Genomic DNA, 16,063 nt, shown 5'->3' on the forward strand with positions numbered 1-16,063 from the left:
AGTAGTTCTTGCTAAGGTTATGAACAAATTCCTAAAAGTTCCAATCAATCCACTGATCGGATCTGCAGGAGTATCTGCGGTACCAATGGCAGCAAGGGTATCACAGGTAGTAGGACAGAAAGCTGACCCGTCAAACTTCCTGTTAATGCATGCAATGGGACCAAACGTTGCAGGAGTAATAGGATCTGCAGTATCTGCAGGGGTACTTCTTTCACTATTTGGATAAATAATATTTATAAATAATAACCGAATTCCTTTTAAATAATCCCAGCCCAGAAAAACTTTGTTTTTTCTGGGCTGTGTGTATATTTAAAAGGTTTTTTTATTTTTAGGAAATTATTGGATTCATACGAATTCTGTTATTTTTTTGTCGAGATAAAAGTGACACCATAGAAATTAAGTAATTTTTTTTATAATTTAGAGAACTTTTTAACTATGAATACAAAGTCTAAACAGCAAAAGGAAACACAGGGTTTTTTCAGAAAAATATAGAATATATAGGAGGGGATTATTATGTGTGAAAAAAAACTTGAAGATAAAATCATGGAGCTATTACCAAAGACATCACTTTTTGGAGGGGTGAAGCTGGAAGAGATACATTTTTTTATAGAGAATCTTGTGGAAAAAAGATATAAAGCCGGAGAACATATATATGAAGAGGACGGATCTCCTGGAGATTCTTATCTTCTGCTGGACGGAGATGTAAAACTAACTGTAAACGGAAGGAGAGTGGACAAGTTTGGTCCGGGAACAGTTTTTGGAATAGACGCCACAATAGGAATCCAAAAACAGATTACCACTGCCACAGCTGAAACAGACATTATATTGGCAGTCATCCCTAAAATGACCCTCTATACCTTGTCACAAAAGAACCCGGAGCTGTTTGCCAAGCTTGTCCTGAATGTAGCCAGGGACCTCTCGAGAGCCCTTAAAGGTATGAAAGAGATAATACAAGACTATGAACTTCTGGAAGAAAAAAACTTATTGTGATACAAAAAAATCTATGAGCCAATAGAATACTTTTATAATCAAAACTTTTTAACTTGACAAATTTCAATAGGGAAGATATAATCTAAACATATTATGAACATTCCTAAGATTCACAGGATATTATTGTAACTGGGAGGGGTAAATATGTCACATCCAGTAACCTATGCACAACCGAATAAAAGATTTGTCATAAAAGGTATAAACGGAAATGATAAAACCAAGGCTAGGCTCATAGAAAGAGGATTTTGTATAGGAGAGAATCTTTGTATATTAAGAGATGACAGCGAGAATCTAATTATAGAGGTAAATAAAAGCAGATATGTAGTCAACTTTGGACTGGCAAGCAAAATAATGGTAGACGAAGCATAACAAAAAAACAGCTCTCACGAGCTGTACCTTTTTAAAAAAATACTTTGATTATCAAACTAAATTTATACATAGAATTGGAGGATACGGATGAAACTTACTGAACTGAAAAGAGGGGAAAAGGCAAAGATTATCAGAATAGGAAAAATCGGAGACCTGAAGAAAAGACTGGTGGATATGGGAGTAACTTCTGGGGAAACTATAAAACTAGAAAGAGATGCACCCCTTGGAGATCCTCAGCAATATATAATAAAAGGAACAGGAATAGCCATAAGAAAAGAAGATGCACAGAATATAGAAGTAGAAAAATAATAAAGCATAGAAAAGAGGAGAAGATACGAGATGATAAAAATAGCTTTTGCAGGAAATCCAAACGTAGGTAAATCAGCTCTTATAAACTCCATGGCGGGCTCGAAACTAAAAGTAGGAAACTGGCCCGGTGTTACAGTTGAAAAAAAAGAGGCTGAGTTTGAGTTTGAGGGGAAAAAAATACAGATGATAGACCTTCCTGGTGTGTACAGCCTGAGTCCTTATACTCTGGAGGAAAAGATCACCAGAGATTATATATTAAATGAAAATCCAGATGTAGTGATAAATGTAGTGGATTCTACAAATCTTGAAAGAAATCTATATCTTACAATGCTTTTAAAGGAACTGGGTAAACCTATGATAATGGCTCTTAACTTTCTAGATGAGTTTGAGAACTTAAACTACAAGTTAGATCTCAAAAAGTTTGAGGGACACCTGGAGATGGAAGCAATACACACAAGTGCCATAAAAAACAAAGGTATCAAAGAGCTTCTGGAAAAATCTCTGGCAGTAGCTGAAAAGCACAAGAAACAGAATCATATTAAATATGAACTCAGATTTGACAACTCAATAGAGAATGAACTTCAAAATATTAAATGTAAGATAAAAGAAGATGACAAGTTTATTCCTGTACTCAAAAAATACGCAGAAGATTTTGTATGTATCAAATTATTGGAAGAGGATTCGTATTTTGCAGAGGTTCTGAAAAATGAATATGAAATAGAGATTGATTCTGTATCAAAGGAAAATGTAGACAGAATAGAGAAAAAGTTTGATGAAGATGCAGAGACAGTACTTGCTGAGGGAAGATACGGGGCACTCAAAGGGATACTTGCCCAGACATTTACAACATCATTGAAATCCAGACTTGACTTTACAGACAAGGTGGACAAAATTCTTCTTAATAAATATCTCGGACTTCCCATATTCTTCTTTATAATATCGGGAATAATGGGAGTGGTATTCAACGGAAGCGGACCTTTTATTGACTGGGTAGACGGATTCATAGGTGACTATATAGGGAAATATGTGGCAATGGCAGTGGAAGGGACTCCAGACTGGCTTCATTCTCTTGTAACGGAGGGAATTATAGGCGGTGTAGGAGGAGTGCTGGTATTTGTTCCTCTCATGCTTTTCCTTTACTTTTTCTTAGCAGTTCTGGAAGAAAGCGGATATATGTCAAGAGTTGCTTTTCTCATGGACAAAATAATGAGGAAATTAGGATTAAACGGAAAGGCTTTTGTACCCATGGTACTAGGTTTCGGGTGTACAGTTCCTGCTATCTACGCTACCAGAACTCTAGAAGATGAACAGTCTAGAAAACTGACGGCCCTGATGGCGCCTTTCATGTCATGCGGAGCAAGACTTCCTGTATACGGTCTTTTTACAGCTGCATTTTTCGGAGCCCGTGCAGGAATGATAGTAATGAGCCTTTATGTGATGGGAATAATTGTAGCAGTACTTACAGGTATGTTTTTTAAAAATAATCCAAACTTTAAAGCAACAGACAAGGCTCTTTTGCTGGAACTTCCTCCTTACAGGGTTCCTAGTTTTAGAATGATATGGAGTTCTACAATTACAAGGACAGGATCTTATCTGAAAAAAGCCACTACTGTAATATTAGGGATTTTAATGCTTCTTTGGGCACTTATTTATTTTCCAAATAACGGAGATGCCGCAAATTCATATATGGCTAAATTTGGTAAGGTATTGGCTCCTATAATGAAGCCAACTGGTTTTGGAAACAGATGGGAAGCTGTAGCAGCTATAGCTCCTAGTATTGCCGCTAAAGAAGTAGTTGTAGGATTCATGGCACAGGTGCTTCCACAGGAAGAAAAAGCAAAGCAATTTTCACCAGAAGGTGATGAAATAGAAGATGAACCGACAACATTTGCAGAGGATACAATGGAACAGATAAAAGGCTTTGCAGTGGCATCAAAAGAATCTGTGATTTCCATGGTGAGTTTTGATGTAGCCAGTCTTTTTACACCTCCTAGTGCCGATGAGGTGGAAGAGGAAGGGACAGGAGTAGTAGGAGCCACTGCCAAACTGTGGGAAGGAGATCCGTTAGGACCTCTGAGAGCCTATTCATTCATGGTGTTTATACTCCTTGTTGTACCTTGCGTCGTTACTCTGGCGGCTATAAAACAGGAATTTGGAAATAAATTTATGTGGTTTACAATCCTGGTAATGACTGTGGTACCCTACATAGCTTCGACTCTTATTTTCCAAATAGGAAGATTATTTATTTAGGCCAAATTTCAGGGAGGAATAATATGAGAACAATTATAGTTATAGGGGTAGTTGCAGTGATTGCATTTTTTTCTCTGAGAAGTGTGGTAAAGATGCTGAAGGGTGAAAGCGGATGCGGATGCTCAAAAGACAGTAATTGTGCAATGAAAGATCACTGCTCTAGTAAAGATAAAAATAAAAAATAAATAAAATATGCAGCATGGCTGCATATTTTATTTAAAGATATACTTTGATAATCAAAAAATAAGAAAGACTGAATTTAGGTTGTTTTTAAGGATTGAGAATAAATCTTAAATTCATATAAAAAGGAGGGGAAACTGTGTGATAGCAATTATAGGCGGAGTAAAAGGTATAGAGAGGGAGTACAAAAATCTCATGGATGAACATAATTTAAGATGCAGAATTTATAACAAAACCTGTCCCTCTTTTGAGAAAAAAATAAAAAACTGTGAAGCCTGTATATTGTTTACCAATACAGTAAGCCACAAACTCTCTCTTTCATGTACAAAAATATGTAAAAAAAATAATATAAAACTTATAAGAGTCCATTCTAGCAGCCTAAACAAACTCAGAGAGAGTCTGTGTGAAATTTGTGGAGGATGCAGTTAAAAAAAAACGGAGGTGTTGAAGATGGAGGTATTTGTGCATCATATATATGAATATGAAAAGGGATTGAGAAACCTTGTGCTTCATACTGCTGAGAAAGAAAATCTTAAAATGATAATAAATAAACTGAGAAACAGAAAAATAAACTATGAAATCTATGAAATAGAAGGGAACAGAATAAATATATTTTTTGGGGCACAGGAGTGTATAGAGGTAATAAGAAGTATAGGGAAACAGTCGCTCACTGAATATACTTCTGAAGAAGACTTTATACTGGGGATCATGTTAGGTTATGACAGAAGAAGACAGTGTGAAAGATATTTAACCTTTAAACAAAAGAATAAAAAAACTGCATAAAGGGCAAAAAGCCCTTTTTTTTTTGGATTTTTTTTGAAACAAGATTTAAATAAAAAATAGAATTTTTAGGTATGAAGTCCTTTGAAAATTTTGAGTATAAAAATAGATTGTGAAATAGAGAAAAAGAAAAATCATTAATTTTAAAACTAAAAAAGAATTAGTTAACCTTATAAGCTGATTTAGTTAAAAAAATAACAAAGCGTTATGAAATAAATTTTGAGAGACTAAATATAAAGTTTTCCAAAGAGAATGTTTTAACTAATTGTTCCTTGACAAGGGTTTATAAAGAGGGTATATTGTAATTAAAATCAGTATTTTGGTTGATTTACTGTGAACATTTTTATTTTAAAAATAGGAGGTTTCAAATGTACGTAATCGATAAAGAAGCTTGTATCGCATGTGGAGCATGTGAAGGAACTTGCCCAGTATCAGCAATAGCTGCTGCAGACGGGAAATATGAAATATCAGACGCATGTATCGACTGTGGAGCATGTGCTGGAGTTTGTCCAGTAGAGTGTATCACTGCTCAGTAGTATTAAGAATACTAAAAAAATTTAAAAATAGGGGGTTTCAAATGTACGTAATCGATAAAGAAGCTTGTATCGCATGTGGAGCATGTGAAGGAACTTGTCCAGTATCAGCAATCTCTGCTGCTGCAGACGGGAAATATGAAATATCAGACGCTTGTGTAGACTGTGGAGCATGTGCTGGAGCATGTCCTGTAGATGCAATCGCAGGATAATTAATAATTAAAAAGAGCCTCTGGGCTCTTTTTTTTGTACATTAATATTTTAATAAAAGGAATTTTTGTATTATAAGTATATATTTTTAGTATAGAGTTAAATAAATTATAAAAAATCCTAAAGCTTATATTTTAAAAAGTATACTGACTTGAATCTATAAAAAATGTTGACATACAGAAAAGTATGGAATATACTCATACAGTAGAGTGTTTGAAGAGAACGGCTTCATAAGGCTCTTTAGGATTTTTATAGAATCAAATGATATCATTGGTAATTGTTAGAGATGACTTTTGTTAAGACTTTAACAGGCCAATACGAAGATTTAACTCTTTGTATTGGCCTGTTTTTTGTATATTTTGTTTTAGAATTTATTTAAACTGGAAATCTAAAAATATGATTAATCTGAAAAGGGAAGGTGATTAAATTGTTAAACAGAGTATTAGTGAAATTGGACAATGAAGGGGAAGTGAAGCATCTGGCAAGGTACAGTAAAGTGATCATGGAAAATTATCCAGAGGTGGAGATAGTAGGTCTCTTTATACATCCTGACATACAGGAGCATTCCTATAAGGAGTTTAGGGGTGTAGGGGGAGATTATGATATCAAAGAGGCAATGGATGAGCACGAACTGAAGATTGCAAAGATAACAGAAACAGAGAACAAAATAAGAGATGAATTTTTATCCTCGGTGGAAAAGGCAAGTTTTTATTCAAAGGAAGGAGATATACCTGAAGTATTGATGAATGAACTCAGGTTATTTGATATGGCACTGGTATCTAAAACAGAGAAAATAGGCCATGATTTGAGAGAGCTTTTGAAAAGTCACAATAAACCTATTATACTTGTCCCTGATTTAGAGAGTTATTCTCTTGATAGAATTTTAGTGGCTGATGACCAAGGCCTAGAAGTAAATAAATCTGTGTTTAAGTTTATGAGTATTTTCCAAAAGGTAGAGGAGTTTAAAGCAATCACGGTAGATATAAGTCAGGAAGAAGTAAAGGATCTGACTTTTTACATGGAGAGAATAGGTAAAAAAATAGATTATAATTTTGAAGAAGGGTCAGTGGACGAAATTATATTAAACTATTCAAAAGAGTGTGATATGTTGATCATGGGAAATCTAAAACGTTCTTTCATGGTTGAAAAATTAATAAGAAAAGGCGGAATAAAGGCACTGGAAGAGGTCAGAAAGCCGGTATTCATAGGTTAAAAAAGTTAGGAAAATAACAGGCAGACAAATATAAATCGGTTTTACATATAAAAATAACTTCTAAAAAATTGTTGACATAAAAAACTTTATGATTTATACTAGTACAGTAGAGGCTTAAAGAATACACTATGTGTAGGTTCTTTAAGAATTTTTTTAAAAAATAATATTTTGTTGGTAATTATTAGAGATGACTATTGTCAAGACTTTAATAGGCCAACACAAAGATCTTATCTTTGTGTTGGCCTATTTTTTGTTTTTCAATCGTAGGGATTTAGGGAGTAGATTCAACTGAACCTGGTACTAATAAAATAAAATAGAGAGTTAAAATTTGTAAAAAAATAATTAGCACCACAAATGATTTAGTACAAAAATTATATCATAAATTCATTTACAAGTTTATGAGGAGGTAATTAAATGAGGAAGTTTCCATGTACCATTTTGAGGGCTGGTACAAGTAAAGGGGTATTTTTCAATGAGAAGGATATGCCTAAGGATACGGAAAAGTGGGAAGAGTTTCTTCTAGATGTTATGGGGAGTCCGGATAAAAAACAGATAGATGGACTAGGAGGAGCTAATTCCCTTACCAGCAAGGTAGCCATAATAAAAAAATCAGAAAGAGAAGGTTTTGATGTAGATTATACATTTGCTCAGGTAAGCCTTACGGCTAAAAAAATAGATATGAAGGGGAACTGTGGAAACATTTCATCAGGTGTAGGTCCATTTGCAATCGATAGCGGCCTAGTAGAAGCTGTAGAACCTACCACTAAGGTAAGAATCTACAATACAAATACAGGAAAGGCAATCGAATCAGAAGTAAAGGTTTCAAATGGTATGTATGACCCAGACGGAGATACAAAAATACCAGGTGTACCTAACACAGGTTCTGTAGGATATCTGTCATTCTATGCACCTGAAGGGTCAGTAACAGGTAAGCTTCTTCCTACTGGAAATGCAGTGGACACCGTAGAAACTTCTATAGGAACGATAGATATATCTATCGTAGATGCTGCAAATCCATTGGTATTCATAAAGGCAGAGGATGTGGGTCTTAAAGGCGCAGAATTACATTATGAGTTTTCACAAGAAAAATTGGATCTTTTAGAAGAAATAAGGTCTATAGCTGCAGAATTGTGCGGATTTTCAAAGAAAGAAGATGCTACAAAAAATTCACCTGCAGTTCCGAAAACCACAGTTATATCAATACCTCAAGATTATAAGGATGAACCTGGAAATCTGTACAAAGCAGACGAAATGGACCTGGTGATCAGGATGATGTCTATGCAGAAACCACACCAGGCACTAGCTATAACAGGAGCGGTATGTACATGCCTAGCAGCTGCAACAGAAGGCACACTGGTGTCGAAAATAGCAAGGCCAAGTGAAGGCGGTAAACTGAGACTAGGGCATCCTGGAGGAGTAATGAATGCATACTCAGGAAAAGGTGACAACGAAGATGTCTATGTAAAAGTAGAGAGAACGGCAAGGCGTATCATGGAAGGTGTTGTTTACACAAGAGGAGATTATGAAGTTTAATAATCTTATATTCTTTAGCATAGTATAAAAAAATATTGAGGAGGATTATATGAAAAAAATAGTTTCTTTATTAATCGGATTGGTAACTGTATTATCTCTAGTAGGATGTGGCGGGAATCAAGGGAAATCATCTGAAAGTGCTGCTGATTATCCATCAAAACCTATCGAAATGATTATACCTTTCGGAGAGGGTGGAGCCAGTGACGTGTTCGCAAGAAAATTTGCTGAATTGATGGCTAAAGATATGCCACAGCCAATTCAGCCAGTGAACAAAAAAGGAAGTAGCGGACTTGTGGGGATGGTATATGCAGCTCAAAAGCCAGCCGACGGATATACACTTTTTGAAGTAACTCCATCTATGATAATCGCTGATGTTCTTGGGGTAAGTAAAGAAGTAAACTTCATGGAAGATTTTGAACCATTAGCAAGAATCCAGTCAGACATCTATGTACTGTGTCTTCCTGAAAATAGCAAATTTGGTTCTTTCGAAGATTTAGTAAAGTACGGACAAACTAACCCAGTTACTTTTGCAGGGGTAAGCCCAGGTGGTCTTGATGACCTTACACTTAACGCTCTTGCTGATGCAACAGGTGTAGATATAAGATTCATACCTTACAGATCTGGATCAGAAGTAAAGGCGGCAGTACTTGGTGGAGAGGTTGATATCTACTTAGACAAAATAGTTTCTGCTGTTAACTACATCAAAGACGGAAAAGTTAAGCCAGTTGTTGTACTTAATGAAGAAAGAATTACTCAAATAGATGAATTTAAAGATGTACCTACTACAGTTGAGCTAGGTTATGATGTAACAATAGGTTCTTGGAGAGGTTTTGTTGTTAAAAAGGGAACTCCTCAGGAAGTTAAAGATTATCTAATCGGAAAAATGAAAGCTGCTTATGATACAAAAGAGTACCAAGACTTTGCTGCTTTAAACCTAGTGGATATAAGACCTGGATACTTAGACGCTGAAGGGTTCTACAAACAGTGGGAAAAAGAGTTTTTAAAATTTGATGCTGTTGCAAAAAAAGTTGGATTGAAATAATTAATTTTATTTAGGATGTCTGTGTGCTCACAGACATCCTATCAAATATAAAGGAGTGAGGATGAAAAATGGGTGAAATAATTTTTCACATTTTCTTGATAGCTGTGATGGGTATTTTTTATAAAGAGTCACTAAGCATAAATACAGCACGTATGACTGATCCGATAGGACCGGCAGGATTCCCAAGAGTAATAATGATACTAGCGATTATACTGCTTGTAATATCTCTTATAAATGCTCTCAAGCATTATAAAGAAAACAAACCTAAAGAAAAAGAGAAGATAAAAGAGCTAGACCCTGGATTCTTAGCTTTATTAGCTGTAATTGTTTTCTTTGTTCTAACAGTTAATTTCATAGGATTCTGGTTCGGAGCTGTGATTATAATATCATCAGTTATGTGGATTCTTAATCAAAGAGAAATAAAGAAGATAGTTTTGGTAACACTGGTTGCCTCACTGGCATTTACTTTTGTTTTCGGTAAGATACTAAGTATACCATTGCCTAGAGGAATTGCTGTATTTGAAACTCTAAGTTATTTCATATATTAGAACGGAGGGGAAACAATGGATCTTTCTTTATTGATGCAAGCGTTAAAAATAATATTTATGCCGACAAACTTTTTGTTAGTTCTAGCCGGTATGACATTAGGAGTATTTTTCGGAGCTCTGCCTGGAATCAGTTCATCTATGGGTATAGTTTTAATGATACCTTTTACTTACTATATGGGAATCTATCCTTCTGTAATGCTACTTGTAGCACTATATGCAGGATCTGCTTACGGAGGTTCGATAACGGCAATACTATTTAACACTCCAGGAACAGCAGAATCAGTTGCTACCACTTTTGACGGATATCCAATGGCCCAGCAGGGTAAGGCCGGTAAGGCATTAGGGCTTGCCATGTCAGGTTCTGCTATCGGAGGTATATTCTCAGTATTGGTTATGCTTTTATTAGCACCGCTACTATCTAAGATAGCACTAAAAATTCAAAGTGCTGAGTACTTTGCACTGACACTACTAGGTATCGCATGTATATCTTCAGTTGGTTCTAAAAACCTTTCTAAGGCACTTATAACAGGACTTCTTGGGATACTAATAGCTCTGATGGGAATGGACCCGATGACCGGGGTATCAAGACTTACATTCGGTGAAATAAACTTCCTAAACGGTGTAGAATATATACCGATTATGATAGGATCTTTTGCAATGGCTGAAATCTTTAAACAGGTTATCAACAGAAAAGCCAAAGAAGAAACGCTGGACATGGGTAAAGATGTATCGCTGGAAAGTATAAAATTAAAAGATCTTTTAATCTATAAAACCACAATAATCAAATCTGCTATAATAGGTACTGCTGTAGGAATACTACCTGGTACAGGAGGATCGATAGCATCGATAGTTAGTTATGGTGAAGCTGCACGTTCTAGTAAGAATAAAGAGATGTTTGGTAAGGGAGCTGAAGAGGGAGTACTAGCACCGGAAACTGCAAACAATGCTGCCGGTGGAGGAGCTATGATACCTACTCTAGTTCTTGGTATACCTGGATCTCCAACTACTGCAATCATCCTAGCTGCACTTGTACTTCAAGGATTACAGCCTGGTCCGCAACTTATGACTGAGCAGCCATTACTTCTATACTGTGTATTCTTCTCGATGCTTATTGCAAGTATAGTTGTATTCTTCTCTGGAAGATATGCAGTAAAAGCTTTTGCGGCTATACTGAAGCTTCCGTACGGAATGATCGCTCCTATGATAGTTATGTTCTCGGTTATCGGTTCATATGCAATTTCAAATGATATGTTCCAAATCTGGGTAATGCTTACATTTGGTATTTTCGGATACTTTATGAAAAAATATAAGTTCTCTGCAGCTTCTCTCATACTTGGTATTGTACTAGGTAATATGATGGAAGAAACGTTCAGAAGACAGTTATTATTAACAAACGGAAGTTTTGCATCATTCTTCCAAAGACCAATAGCTGTTATCATATTCATAGCTGTAGCAGCGTTACTGTTATTCCCGGTTATCAGTGGAATGATAGAGAAGAAAAAAACAGCAGCAGTGGCTTAAATCTCCAAAATTATAAATGATATTTTTCCAAGGATACTACAAATCCATTTTTGAATAGTGGCAAATTCCAGTTTTCCTCCCGGAACGTTACTGGAAACAGAAAGGCTCTCTGAATGAAAACTTTAGAGAGCCTTTTTTAACAATTTTTAAATATATTTTTTAACTTTATATTATTTAAGATAAATACGCTACAGGAAGGTAGCCCGTCTTTTTATCATATTTAAATATTTTAAATTGATTGATGGATGCTAGATAGAAAAAAGTTTTAAAGTTCTAAAAGAGATGTATAATATGTATAGGGGATTAAGATTAAGTGATGAAGTTAAAAAGTTAAATTTTTTAATACTATGAGGTGTAAAAATGGATTTTATAAAAAAACTTATAAATTACAAAAAATCTATAGTAATATTTTTGACAGGTTTGATATTTGCTGTTTCACTGGCATTTACTATTTTAAAGAACTATGAAGATCTGAGGGATGCCCTTGTTTTAAACGAACAGAAACACCTGCTGACAATTGCAGATACAACTGCTAAAAGCATAGAATCCTATTTCCGTGGAGAGGAAAGATCTATCATGATTCTTGCCCAGGACAGGGGTTTTTTGAGAGATTTTGATTACTTAAAAAATAATGATGAAAGATACTCTGGTGAATCTCTAAAAATTTATTATAAAATAGGGGCTCCCAGAGTCCAATCAATACAGTTACTAGATCCTAAGGGGATAATTCTGGATGAATATCCCACTGAATCACAGGACAACATATCAAAGGATATATCTGATCTGGCAGATGTAAAAAAAATCATGGAGATAAGAGAGCACTCTTTAAGTAAAGTTTATTTTGAAAACGGAGAGCCTTATATATATATATTACAGCCTGTTTTTCTGAATGGTGAATTTAAAGGAATCATAAGGTGTCAGCTGAGCATCGACAATATATATAAAAAATTTATAGAAAATATAAAATCCGGGAGCAAAGGTTATGCTTCGGTAAAGGACAGGGAAGGAACTTTTCTCATGCATCCTAAGAGGAGTCAGATCGGAAACAATGTGATTGAGCTCAGAAAATCTCAATATCAGGATTACGACTGGTCAGAGCTCGAAGGACTTTTTGAAAAACAGAGGTCGGGGGAAAAAGGAGTGGAAGTATACCACTCTGTATGGGTTACAGATGATGAAACAAGTATGGTGAGAAAATTTAACGGATATGCTCCTGCACGTATAGGAGATACTTTCTGGATAGTCACAGTTTCTTCTGACTATGATGAAGTGGTGAGTATTATCAGAAAGAATTATTACTATACAGTTGCAATAGCAGTGCTGATAGTGCTGAGTATAAGTATATCAGCTGCTTACATATACAACATAAGGGAAAAGAAGGCCAAGCTAGAAGTCAAGTCACTGTATCTGGGGGAGGTAAAAAAACTAAATACAGAACTGGAAAAAGATATAGAGAAAAGAAAGTTGCTGGCAAAGGAACTTGTGAAAGCAAAAAATAAATACGAGGCCATGTTTAACAGCATAAATGACTGTGTATTTGTGGCAGATTTCAATAACAACTCCTTTGAAAATATACTTGAAGTAAATGAGAAGGTGCACAGCAGGCTGAAGTATTCACGAGATGAACTTCTGAAAATGAAGTATTCTGATATAGATATAGGCTTGTCAGAGAATGAGCTAAAAAAAATACTGGAAAAGATGCTAGACAAAAGATCTGTTTTGTATGAGACGGAGATAAAAACAAAATTTGACAAAAAAATACCTGTGGAAGTAAGTGCCAGATTATTTAAAATGGAAAACAGATACAGGGTAATACTCATATCAAGAGATATAACCAATAGAAAGCTACAGGAGGCAACTGTAAAAAGAAGTGAAGCCAGGTTTTTTAATATAGTAAATAAGCTGGCCGTTGATATGAAAGGAGAAGATTCAGATATAGCTAAAATACAGCTTGAAAAGAATGTAAACAATCAAAAGATACTTCTGAAGCTGGAAAAGATAAATATTGAACTGGAAAAAATGTTTAAGAAAGAGATGGACGAGAATAAAAAGAAAGAGGCACTTATGATCTATCAGTCAAGATATGCAGCCATGGGAGAGATGGTGGGTAATATAGCTCATCAATGGAGACAGCCTCTCAGTTCTTTATCCCTTATAATTTCAAATATAGAGGATTCTTTTTTTTACGGTGATGTGGACAAAGAGGATGTAGAGACTCTTTTTAAAAAATCAAGAATGCTCATAAATAAAATGTCTGAAACAATAGACGATTTCAGATATTTCTTTAAACCGAAAACTGATAAGGAAGAATTTTCTGTAAAAAATATCATAACATCCACAGTAGAGCTATTCAGCGAAAGGATGCAGCATAACGGGATAGTGTGTAGTATAACTTCGGAAGAGGACATAAAGATATGGGGTTATCCTAACCAGCTTTCTCAGGTAGTGCTCAACTTTTTAAATAATTCTGTGGATGCTCTCCTGGAAAACCGGGAGAGTGAAAGAAAGATAGGTATATTGATATCAGAAAAAGAAAATAAAACCATTATAGAGGTCAATGATAACGGCGGAGGAATACCTGAAGAGGTGATGGAGAAGATATTTGAACCATACTATTCCACCAAGGATGAAAAAAACGGAACTGGAATAGGCCTCTATATGTCTCAAATGATTATAGAAAAGAATTTCGGTGGGACAATCCATGTGAGCAACAAAAATGGCGGGGCATGTATGAAAATAATTATTCCTATGGGCGGTGAAAATAAAAATGCTTGATAAAACAAATTTACTTATTAAATGTAAAGTTCTGTATGTGGAAGATGATGAGATGCAGAGGGAAAATCTGAAAATATTCCTAAAAAGAAGAGTGGGGAAACTTTACCTGGCTGAAAATGGGGAGGAAGGTCTGAAACTCTTTAATGAACAGAATCCAGATATAGTAATAACAGACCTCAAAATGCCTGTCATGGACGGAATAGAGATGAGTAAAAAAATAAGAGAAAAAAATAAAAAAAGTGCAATAATAATAACCACAGCTTTTTCCGATGTGGAAACTGTACTAGGTGCCATGGACATAGGGATAGATAAATATATATTAAAACCTGTGGATACTGGAAAACTTGTGGAGGCCATGGAGGACAGTGCCCTTCGTCTGGCAGGAGAATCAGAAGATAATTTTGTACTGGATGACAAGATAATCTCTGATAAGAAAGAAAAACTGGAATATGAAAATAAACTCCAGATAAAAATAGCATATTTTATAAAGAGTAATACGGGTAAGGGACCTAAATCTGTAAAAGCCTTTATAAAGGGAAACCTTATAGAGATAGAGGCCAACGATCCTCTGACTATTTATGAGAAAAAACTACTGGAACAAAGTAAAAATAAAAGCCTTGTAAACTTCAGCAGAGAGGCTTTTTACAATGACAGAAAAGATGAGATAGAGAAAATAATTTTTGAAATACTGGGGGTAAAATGCAACCTGGAAAGAGTTACCATAGATTTTAAGAACAACAGAGATATACTGGTTATTTCAGTATAAATTAAAAAGATCTTCCCTTCTGGGAAGGTCTTTTTAATTGAATTTAATAGGGATGGATATTTAAATTAATAAGTTTGATAGAGGAAAGTTATTCTGATATTATATATAGATATTAAGGGGATAAAAAAAGGAGAAGTCAGATGTATAATGACAGAGACAGCTATTTTGAGATAGAAGAGTTTGAAAAAATGGGTATAGGGGCTGTATTTACAAACAAAAAATATGGGGATGTAAAAGAGATGTTTGTAATATCCCCAGAAAAAGATAAAAATATATCAGAATTTATGAAAAAATTTTCTATAGAAGGAAAAAAGCTGGTAGTTGGGAAACAGACCCATTCTAAAAATGTGGTAAACATAAAAAATGGAAGTCCTCTATACTTTGATGATGTAGACGGATTTGTGACTGACAGAAGAGATGTAGTCCTATTTACAGTTCACGCAGACTGTCTGCCGATATATTTCTATGACACTGAGAAAAAAGTCCTGGGACTATGTCACTCAGGTTGGAAAGGAAGTTATCTTCAGATAGGACAGGAGATACTGAAAAGTATGAAAGAAAACTACGGAAGCTCTGAAAAGAATATCCTGGCAGGGGTAGGAATCGGAGCAGGAAGATGCTGTTATCAAGTAGGAGAAGATTTTTACAGGGATTTTGAAGAAAAGTTTCCGCCTGATGTTATAGAGGCGTCTTTTGAAAGAAAATCCGACGGATGGTATTTTGACAACAGTGAATTTACATGTCTGATGCTGATAAAAAACGGAATTTCAAAAGAAAATATAGTGAAAAGCCAGGAGTGCACAGTCTGCAATGGCAGGTTTCATTCATACAGGAGAGAGGGAAAGGATGCGGGGAGAAATGGTGCATTTATCTACTTTAAAGGTTAAGGTTATTATATTTTTTCTGATAGCGGTCACAGGATGCAGTGCCTTACCTGAGGGTCGTAAATGGGAAGATGTCAGCTTTGTAATGTACCAGACGAGCAGGCTTAAAACCGGGGATATAATTGTAAAGAATAAAAAGTGGGACCCTCTTTCCTGGTAC

The 16,063-nt window shown here is 35.3% G+C and carries 19 protein-coding genes; all 19 read left to right on the plus strand.

Going from position 1 to position 16,063, the window contains the following annotated elements; all coding sequences use genetic code 11:
- On the plus strand, positions 1-226 hold a 226-nt coding region (locus ABZA26_RS00525; RefSeq protein ID WP_372712564.1), incomplete at its 5' end, for a sodium ion-translocating decarboxylase subunit beta.
- A gap of 287 nt (positions 227-513) precedes the next feature.
- Positions 514-990: a cyclic nucleotide-binding domain-containing protein gene (locus tag ABZA26_RS00530; protein ID WP_372712565.1), complete on the plus strand. Its 477-nt coding sequence runs from the start codon at positions 514-516 to the stop codon at positions 988-990.
- 144 nt (positions 991-1,134) lie between these two features.
- Positions 1,135-1,359, plus strand: a complete 225-nt coding sequence (locus tag ABZA26_RS00535; protein WP_372712566.1) for a ferrous iron transport protein A — start codon at positions 1,135-1,137, stop codon at positions 1,357-1,359.
- An 87-nt stretch (positions 1,360-1,446) separates the two neighbouring features.
- Complete coding sequence (locus ABZA26_RS00540; protein WP_372712567.1) at positions 1,447-1,668, plus strand: ferrous iron transport protein A; 222 nt, start codon at positions 1,447-1,449, stop codon at positions 1,666-1,668.
- A 30-nt stretch (positions 1,669-1,698) separates the two neighbouring features.
- Positions 1,699-3,918, plus strand: coding sequence for a ferrous iron transport protein B (feoB, locus tag ABZA26_RS00545; protein WP_372712568.1), 2,220 nt, complete (start codon positions 1,699-1,701; stop codon positions 3,916-3,918).
- 23 nt (positions 3,919-3,941) lie between these two features.
- Positions 3,942-4,103: a FeoB-associated Cys-rich membrane protein gene (locus ABZA26_RS00550; protein ID WP_372712569.1), complete on the plus strand. Its 162-nt coding sequence runs from the start codon at positions 3,942-3,944 to the stop codon at positions 4,101-4,103.
- Between the two features lie 136 nt (positions 4,104-4,239).
- Positions 4,240-4,527 carry a DUF2325 domain-containing protein gene (locus ABZA26_RS00555; protein WP_372712570.1) on the plus strand — a complete coding sequence of 96 codons (288 nt, stop codon included), beginning with the start codon at positions 4,240-4,242 and terminating at the stop codon, positions 4,525-4,527.
- A 21-nt stretch (positions 4,528-4,548) separates the two neighbouring features.
- A complete protein-coding gene (locus ABZA26_RS00560; RefSeq protein ID WP_372712571.1) occupies positions 4,549-4,881 on the plus strand; it encodes a DUF2023 family protein in 333 nt (110 codons plus the stop codon).
- A 365-nt stretch (positions 4,882-5,246) separates the two neighbouring features.
- Positions 5,247-5,414, plus strand: coding sequence for an indolepyruvate ferredoxin oxidoreductase subunit alpha (locus ABZA26_RS00565; protein WP_372712572.1), 168 nt, complete (start codon positions 5,247-5,249; stop codon positions 5,412-5,414).
- A gap of 41 nt (positions 5,415-5,455) precedes the next feature.
- A complete protein-coding gene (locus tag ABZA26_RS00570) occupies positions 5,456-5,623 on the plus strand; it encodes a 4Fe-4S binding protein (RefSeq protein ID WP_372712573.1) in 168 nt (55 codons plus the stop codon).
- Between the two features lie 425 nt (positions 5,624-6,048).
- Entirely contained in the window at positions 6,049-6,834 is a 786-nt protein-coding gene (locus ABZA26_RS00575; RefSeq protein WP_372712574.1) for a hypothetical protein, read from the plus strand.
- 414 nt (positions 6,835-7,248) lie between these two features.
- On the plus strand, positions 7,249-8,367 hold the full coding sequence (locus ABZA26_RS00580) for a 2-methylaconitate cis-trans isomerase PrpF family protein (RefSeq protein ID WP_372712575.1): 1,119 nt from the start codon (positions 7,249-7,251) through the stop codon (positions 8,365-8,367).
- A gap of 49 nt (positions 8,368-8,416) precedes the next feature.
- Positions 8,417-9,409: a Bug family tripartite tricarboxylate transporter substrate binding protein gene (locus ABZA26_RS00585; protein ID WP_372712576.1), complete on the plus strand. Its 993-nt coding sequence runs from the start codon at positions 8,417-8,419 to the stop codon at positions 9,407-9,409.
- A 68-nt stretch (positions 9,410-9,477) separates the two neighbouring features.
- Positions 9,478-9,957 (plus strand): tripartite tricarboxylate transporter TctB family protein, encoded by a 480-nt coding sequence (locus ABZA26_RS00590; protein ID WP_372712577.1) that lies wholly within the window; start codon positions 9,478-9,480, stop codon positions 9,955-9,957.
- Between the two features lie 15 nt (positions 9,958-9,972).
- Positions 9,973-11,478, plus strand: a complete 1,506-nt coding sequence (locus tag ABZA26_RS00595; RefSeq protein WP_372712578.1) for a tripartite tricarboxylate transporter permease — start codon at positions 9,973-9,975, stop codon at positions 11,476-11,478.
- Between the two features lie 360 nt (positions 11,479-11,838).
- A complete protein-coding gene (locus ABZA26_RS00600) occupies positions 11,839-14,253 on the plus strand; it encodes a cache domain-containing protein (protein WP_372712579.1) in 2,415 nt (804 codons plus the stop codon).
- Complete coding sequence (locus ABZA26_RS00605; protein WP_372712580.1) at positions 14,246-15,019, plus strand: Na-translocating system protein MpsC family protein; 774 nt, start codon at positions 14,246-14,248, stop codon at positions 15,017-15,019. The genes ABZA26_RS00600 and ABZA26_RS00605 overlap by 8 nt, the downstream gene beginning before the upstream one ends.
- A 140-nt stretch (positions 15,020-15,159) precedes the next feature.
- Positions 15,160-15,906 carry a peptidoglycan editing factor PgeF gene (gene pgeF, locus ABZA26_RS00610; protein WP_372712581.1) on the plus strand — a complete coding sequence of 249 codons (747 nt, stop codon included), beginning with the start codon at positions 15,160-15,162 and terminating at the stop codon, positions 15,904-15,906.
- Positions 15,878-16,063: hypothetical protein (locus ABZA26_RS00615; RefSeq protein ID WP_372712582.1), on the plus strand; the 186-nt coding region annotated here is incomplete at its 3' end. The genes pgeF and ABZA26_RS00615, both read left to right, overlap by 29 nt.

The organism is Ilyobacter sp., assembly GCF_041583315.1.
Classification (GTDB): domain Bacteria; phylum Fusobacteriota; class Fusobacteriia; order Fusobacteriales; family Fusobacteriaceae; genus Ilyobacter.

Bases quoted from the DNA above. Each gene is read 5' to 3' on its own strand.
- ABZA26_RS00530 (WP_372712565.1), top strand. From the start codon at position 514: ATGTGTGAAAAAAAACTTGAAGATAAAATCATGGAGCTATTACCAAAG.
- ABZA26_RS00535 (WP_372712566.1), top strand. From the start codon at position 1,135: ATGTCACATCCAGTAACCTATGCACAACCGAATAAAAGATTTGTCATA.
- ABZA26_RS00540 (WP_372712567.1), top strand. From the start codon at position 1,447: ATGAAACTTACTGAACTGAAAAGAGGGGAAAAGGCAAAGATTATCAGA.
- feoB (WP_372712568.1), top strand. From the start codon at position 1,699: ATGATAAAAATAGCTTTTGCAGGAAATCCAAACGTAGGTAAATCAGCT.
- ABZA26_RS00550 (WP_372712569.1), top strand. From the start codon at position 3,942: ATGAGAACAATTATAGTTATAGGGGTAGTTGCAGTGATTGCATTTTTT.
- ABZA26_RS00560 (WP_372712571.1), top strand. From the start codon at position 4,549: ATGGAGGTATTTGTGCATCATATATATGAATATGAAAAGGGATTGAGA.
- ABZA26_RS00565 (WP_372712572.1), top strand. From the start codon at position 5,247: ATGTACGTAATCGATAAAGAAGCTTGTATCGCATGTGGAGCATGTGAA.
- ABZA26_RS00570 (WP_372712573.1), top strand. From the start codon at position 5,456: ATGTACGTAATCGATAAAGAAGCTTGTATCGCATGTGGAGCATGTGAA.
- ABZA26_RS00580 (WP_372712575.1), top strand. From the start codon at position 7,249: ATGAGGAAGTTTCCATGTACCATTTTGAGGGCTGGTACAAGTAAAGGG.
- ABZA26_RS00585 (WP_372712576.1), top strand. From the start codon at position 8,417: ATGAAAAAAATAGTTTCTTTATTAATCGGATTGGTAACTGTATTATCT.
- ABZA26_RS00590 (WP_372712577.1), top strand. From the start codon at position 9,478: ATGGGTGAAATAATTTTTCACATTTTCTTGATAGCTGTGATGGGTATT.
- ABZA26_RS00595 (WP_372712578.1), top strand. From the start codon at position 9,973: ATGGATCTTTCTTTATTGATGCAAGCGTTAAAAATAATATTTATGCCG.
- ABZA26_RS00600 (WP_372712579.1), top strand. From the start codon at position 11,839: ATGGATTTTATAAAAAAACTTATAAATTACAAAAAATCTATAGTAATA.
- ABZA26_RS00605 (WP_372712580.1), top strand. From the start codon at position 14,246: ATGCTTGATAAAACAAATTTACTTATTAAATGTAAAGTTCTGTATGTG.
- pgeF (WP_372712581.1), top strand. From the start codon at position 15,160: ATGTATAATGACAGAGACAGCTATTTTGAGATAGAAGAGTTTGAAAAA.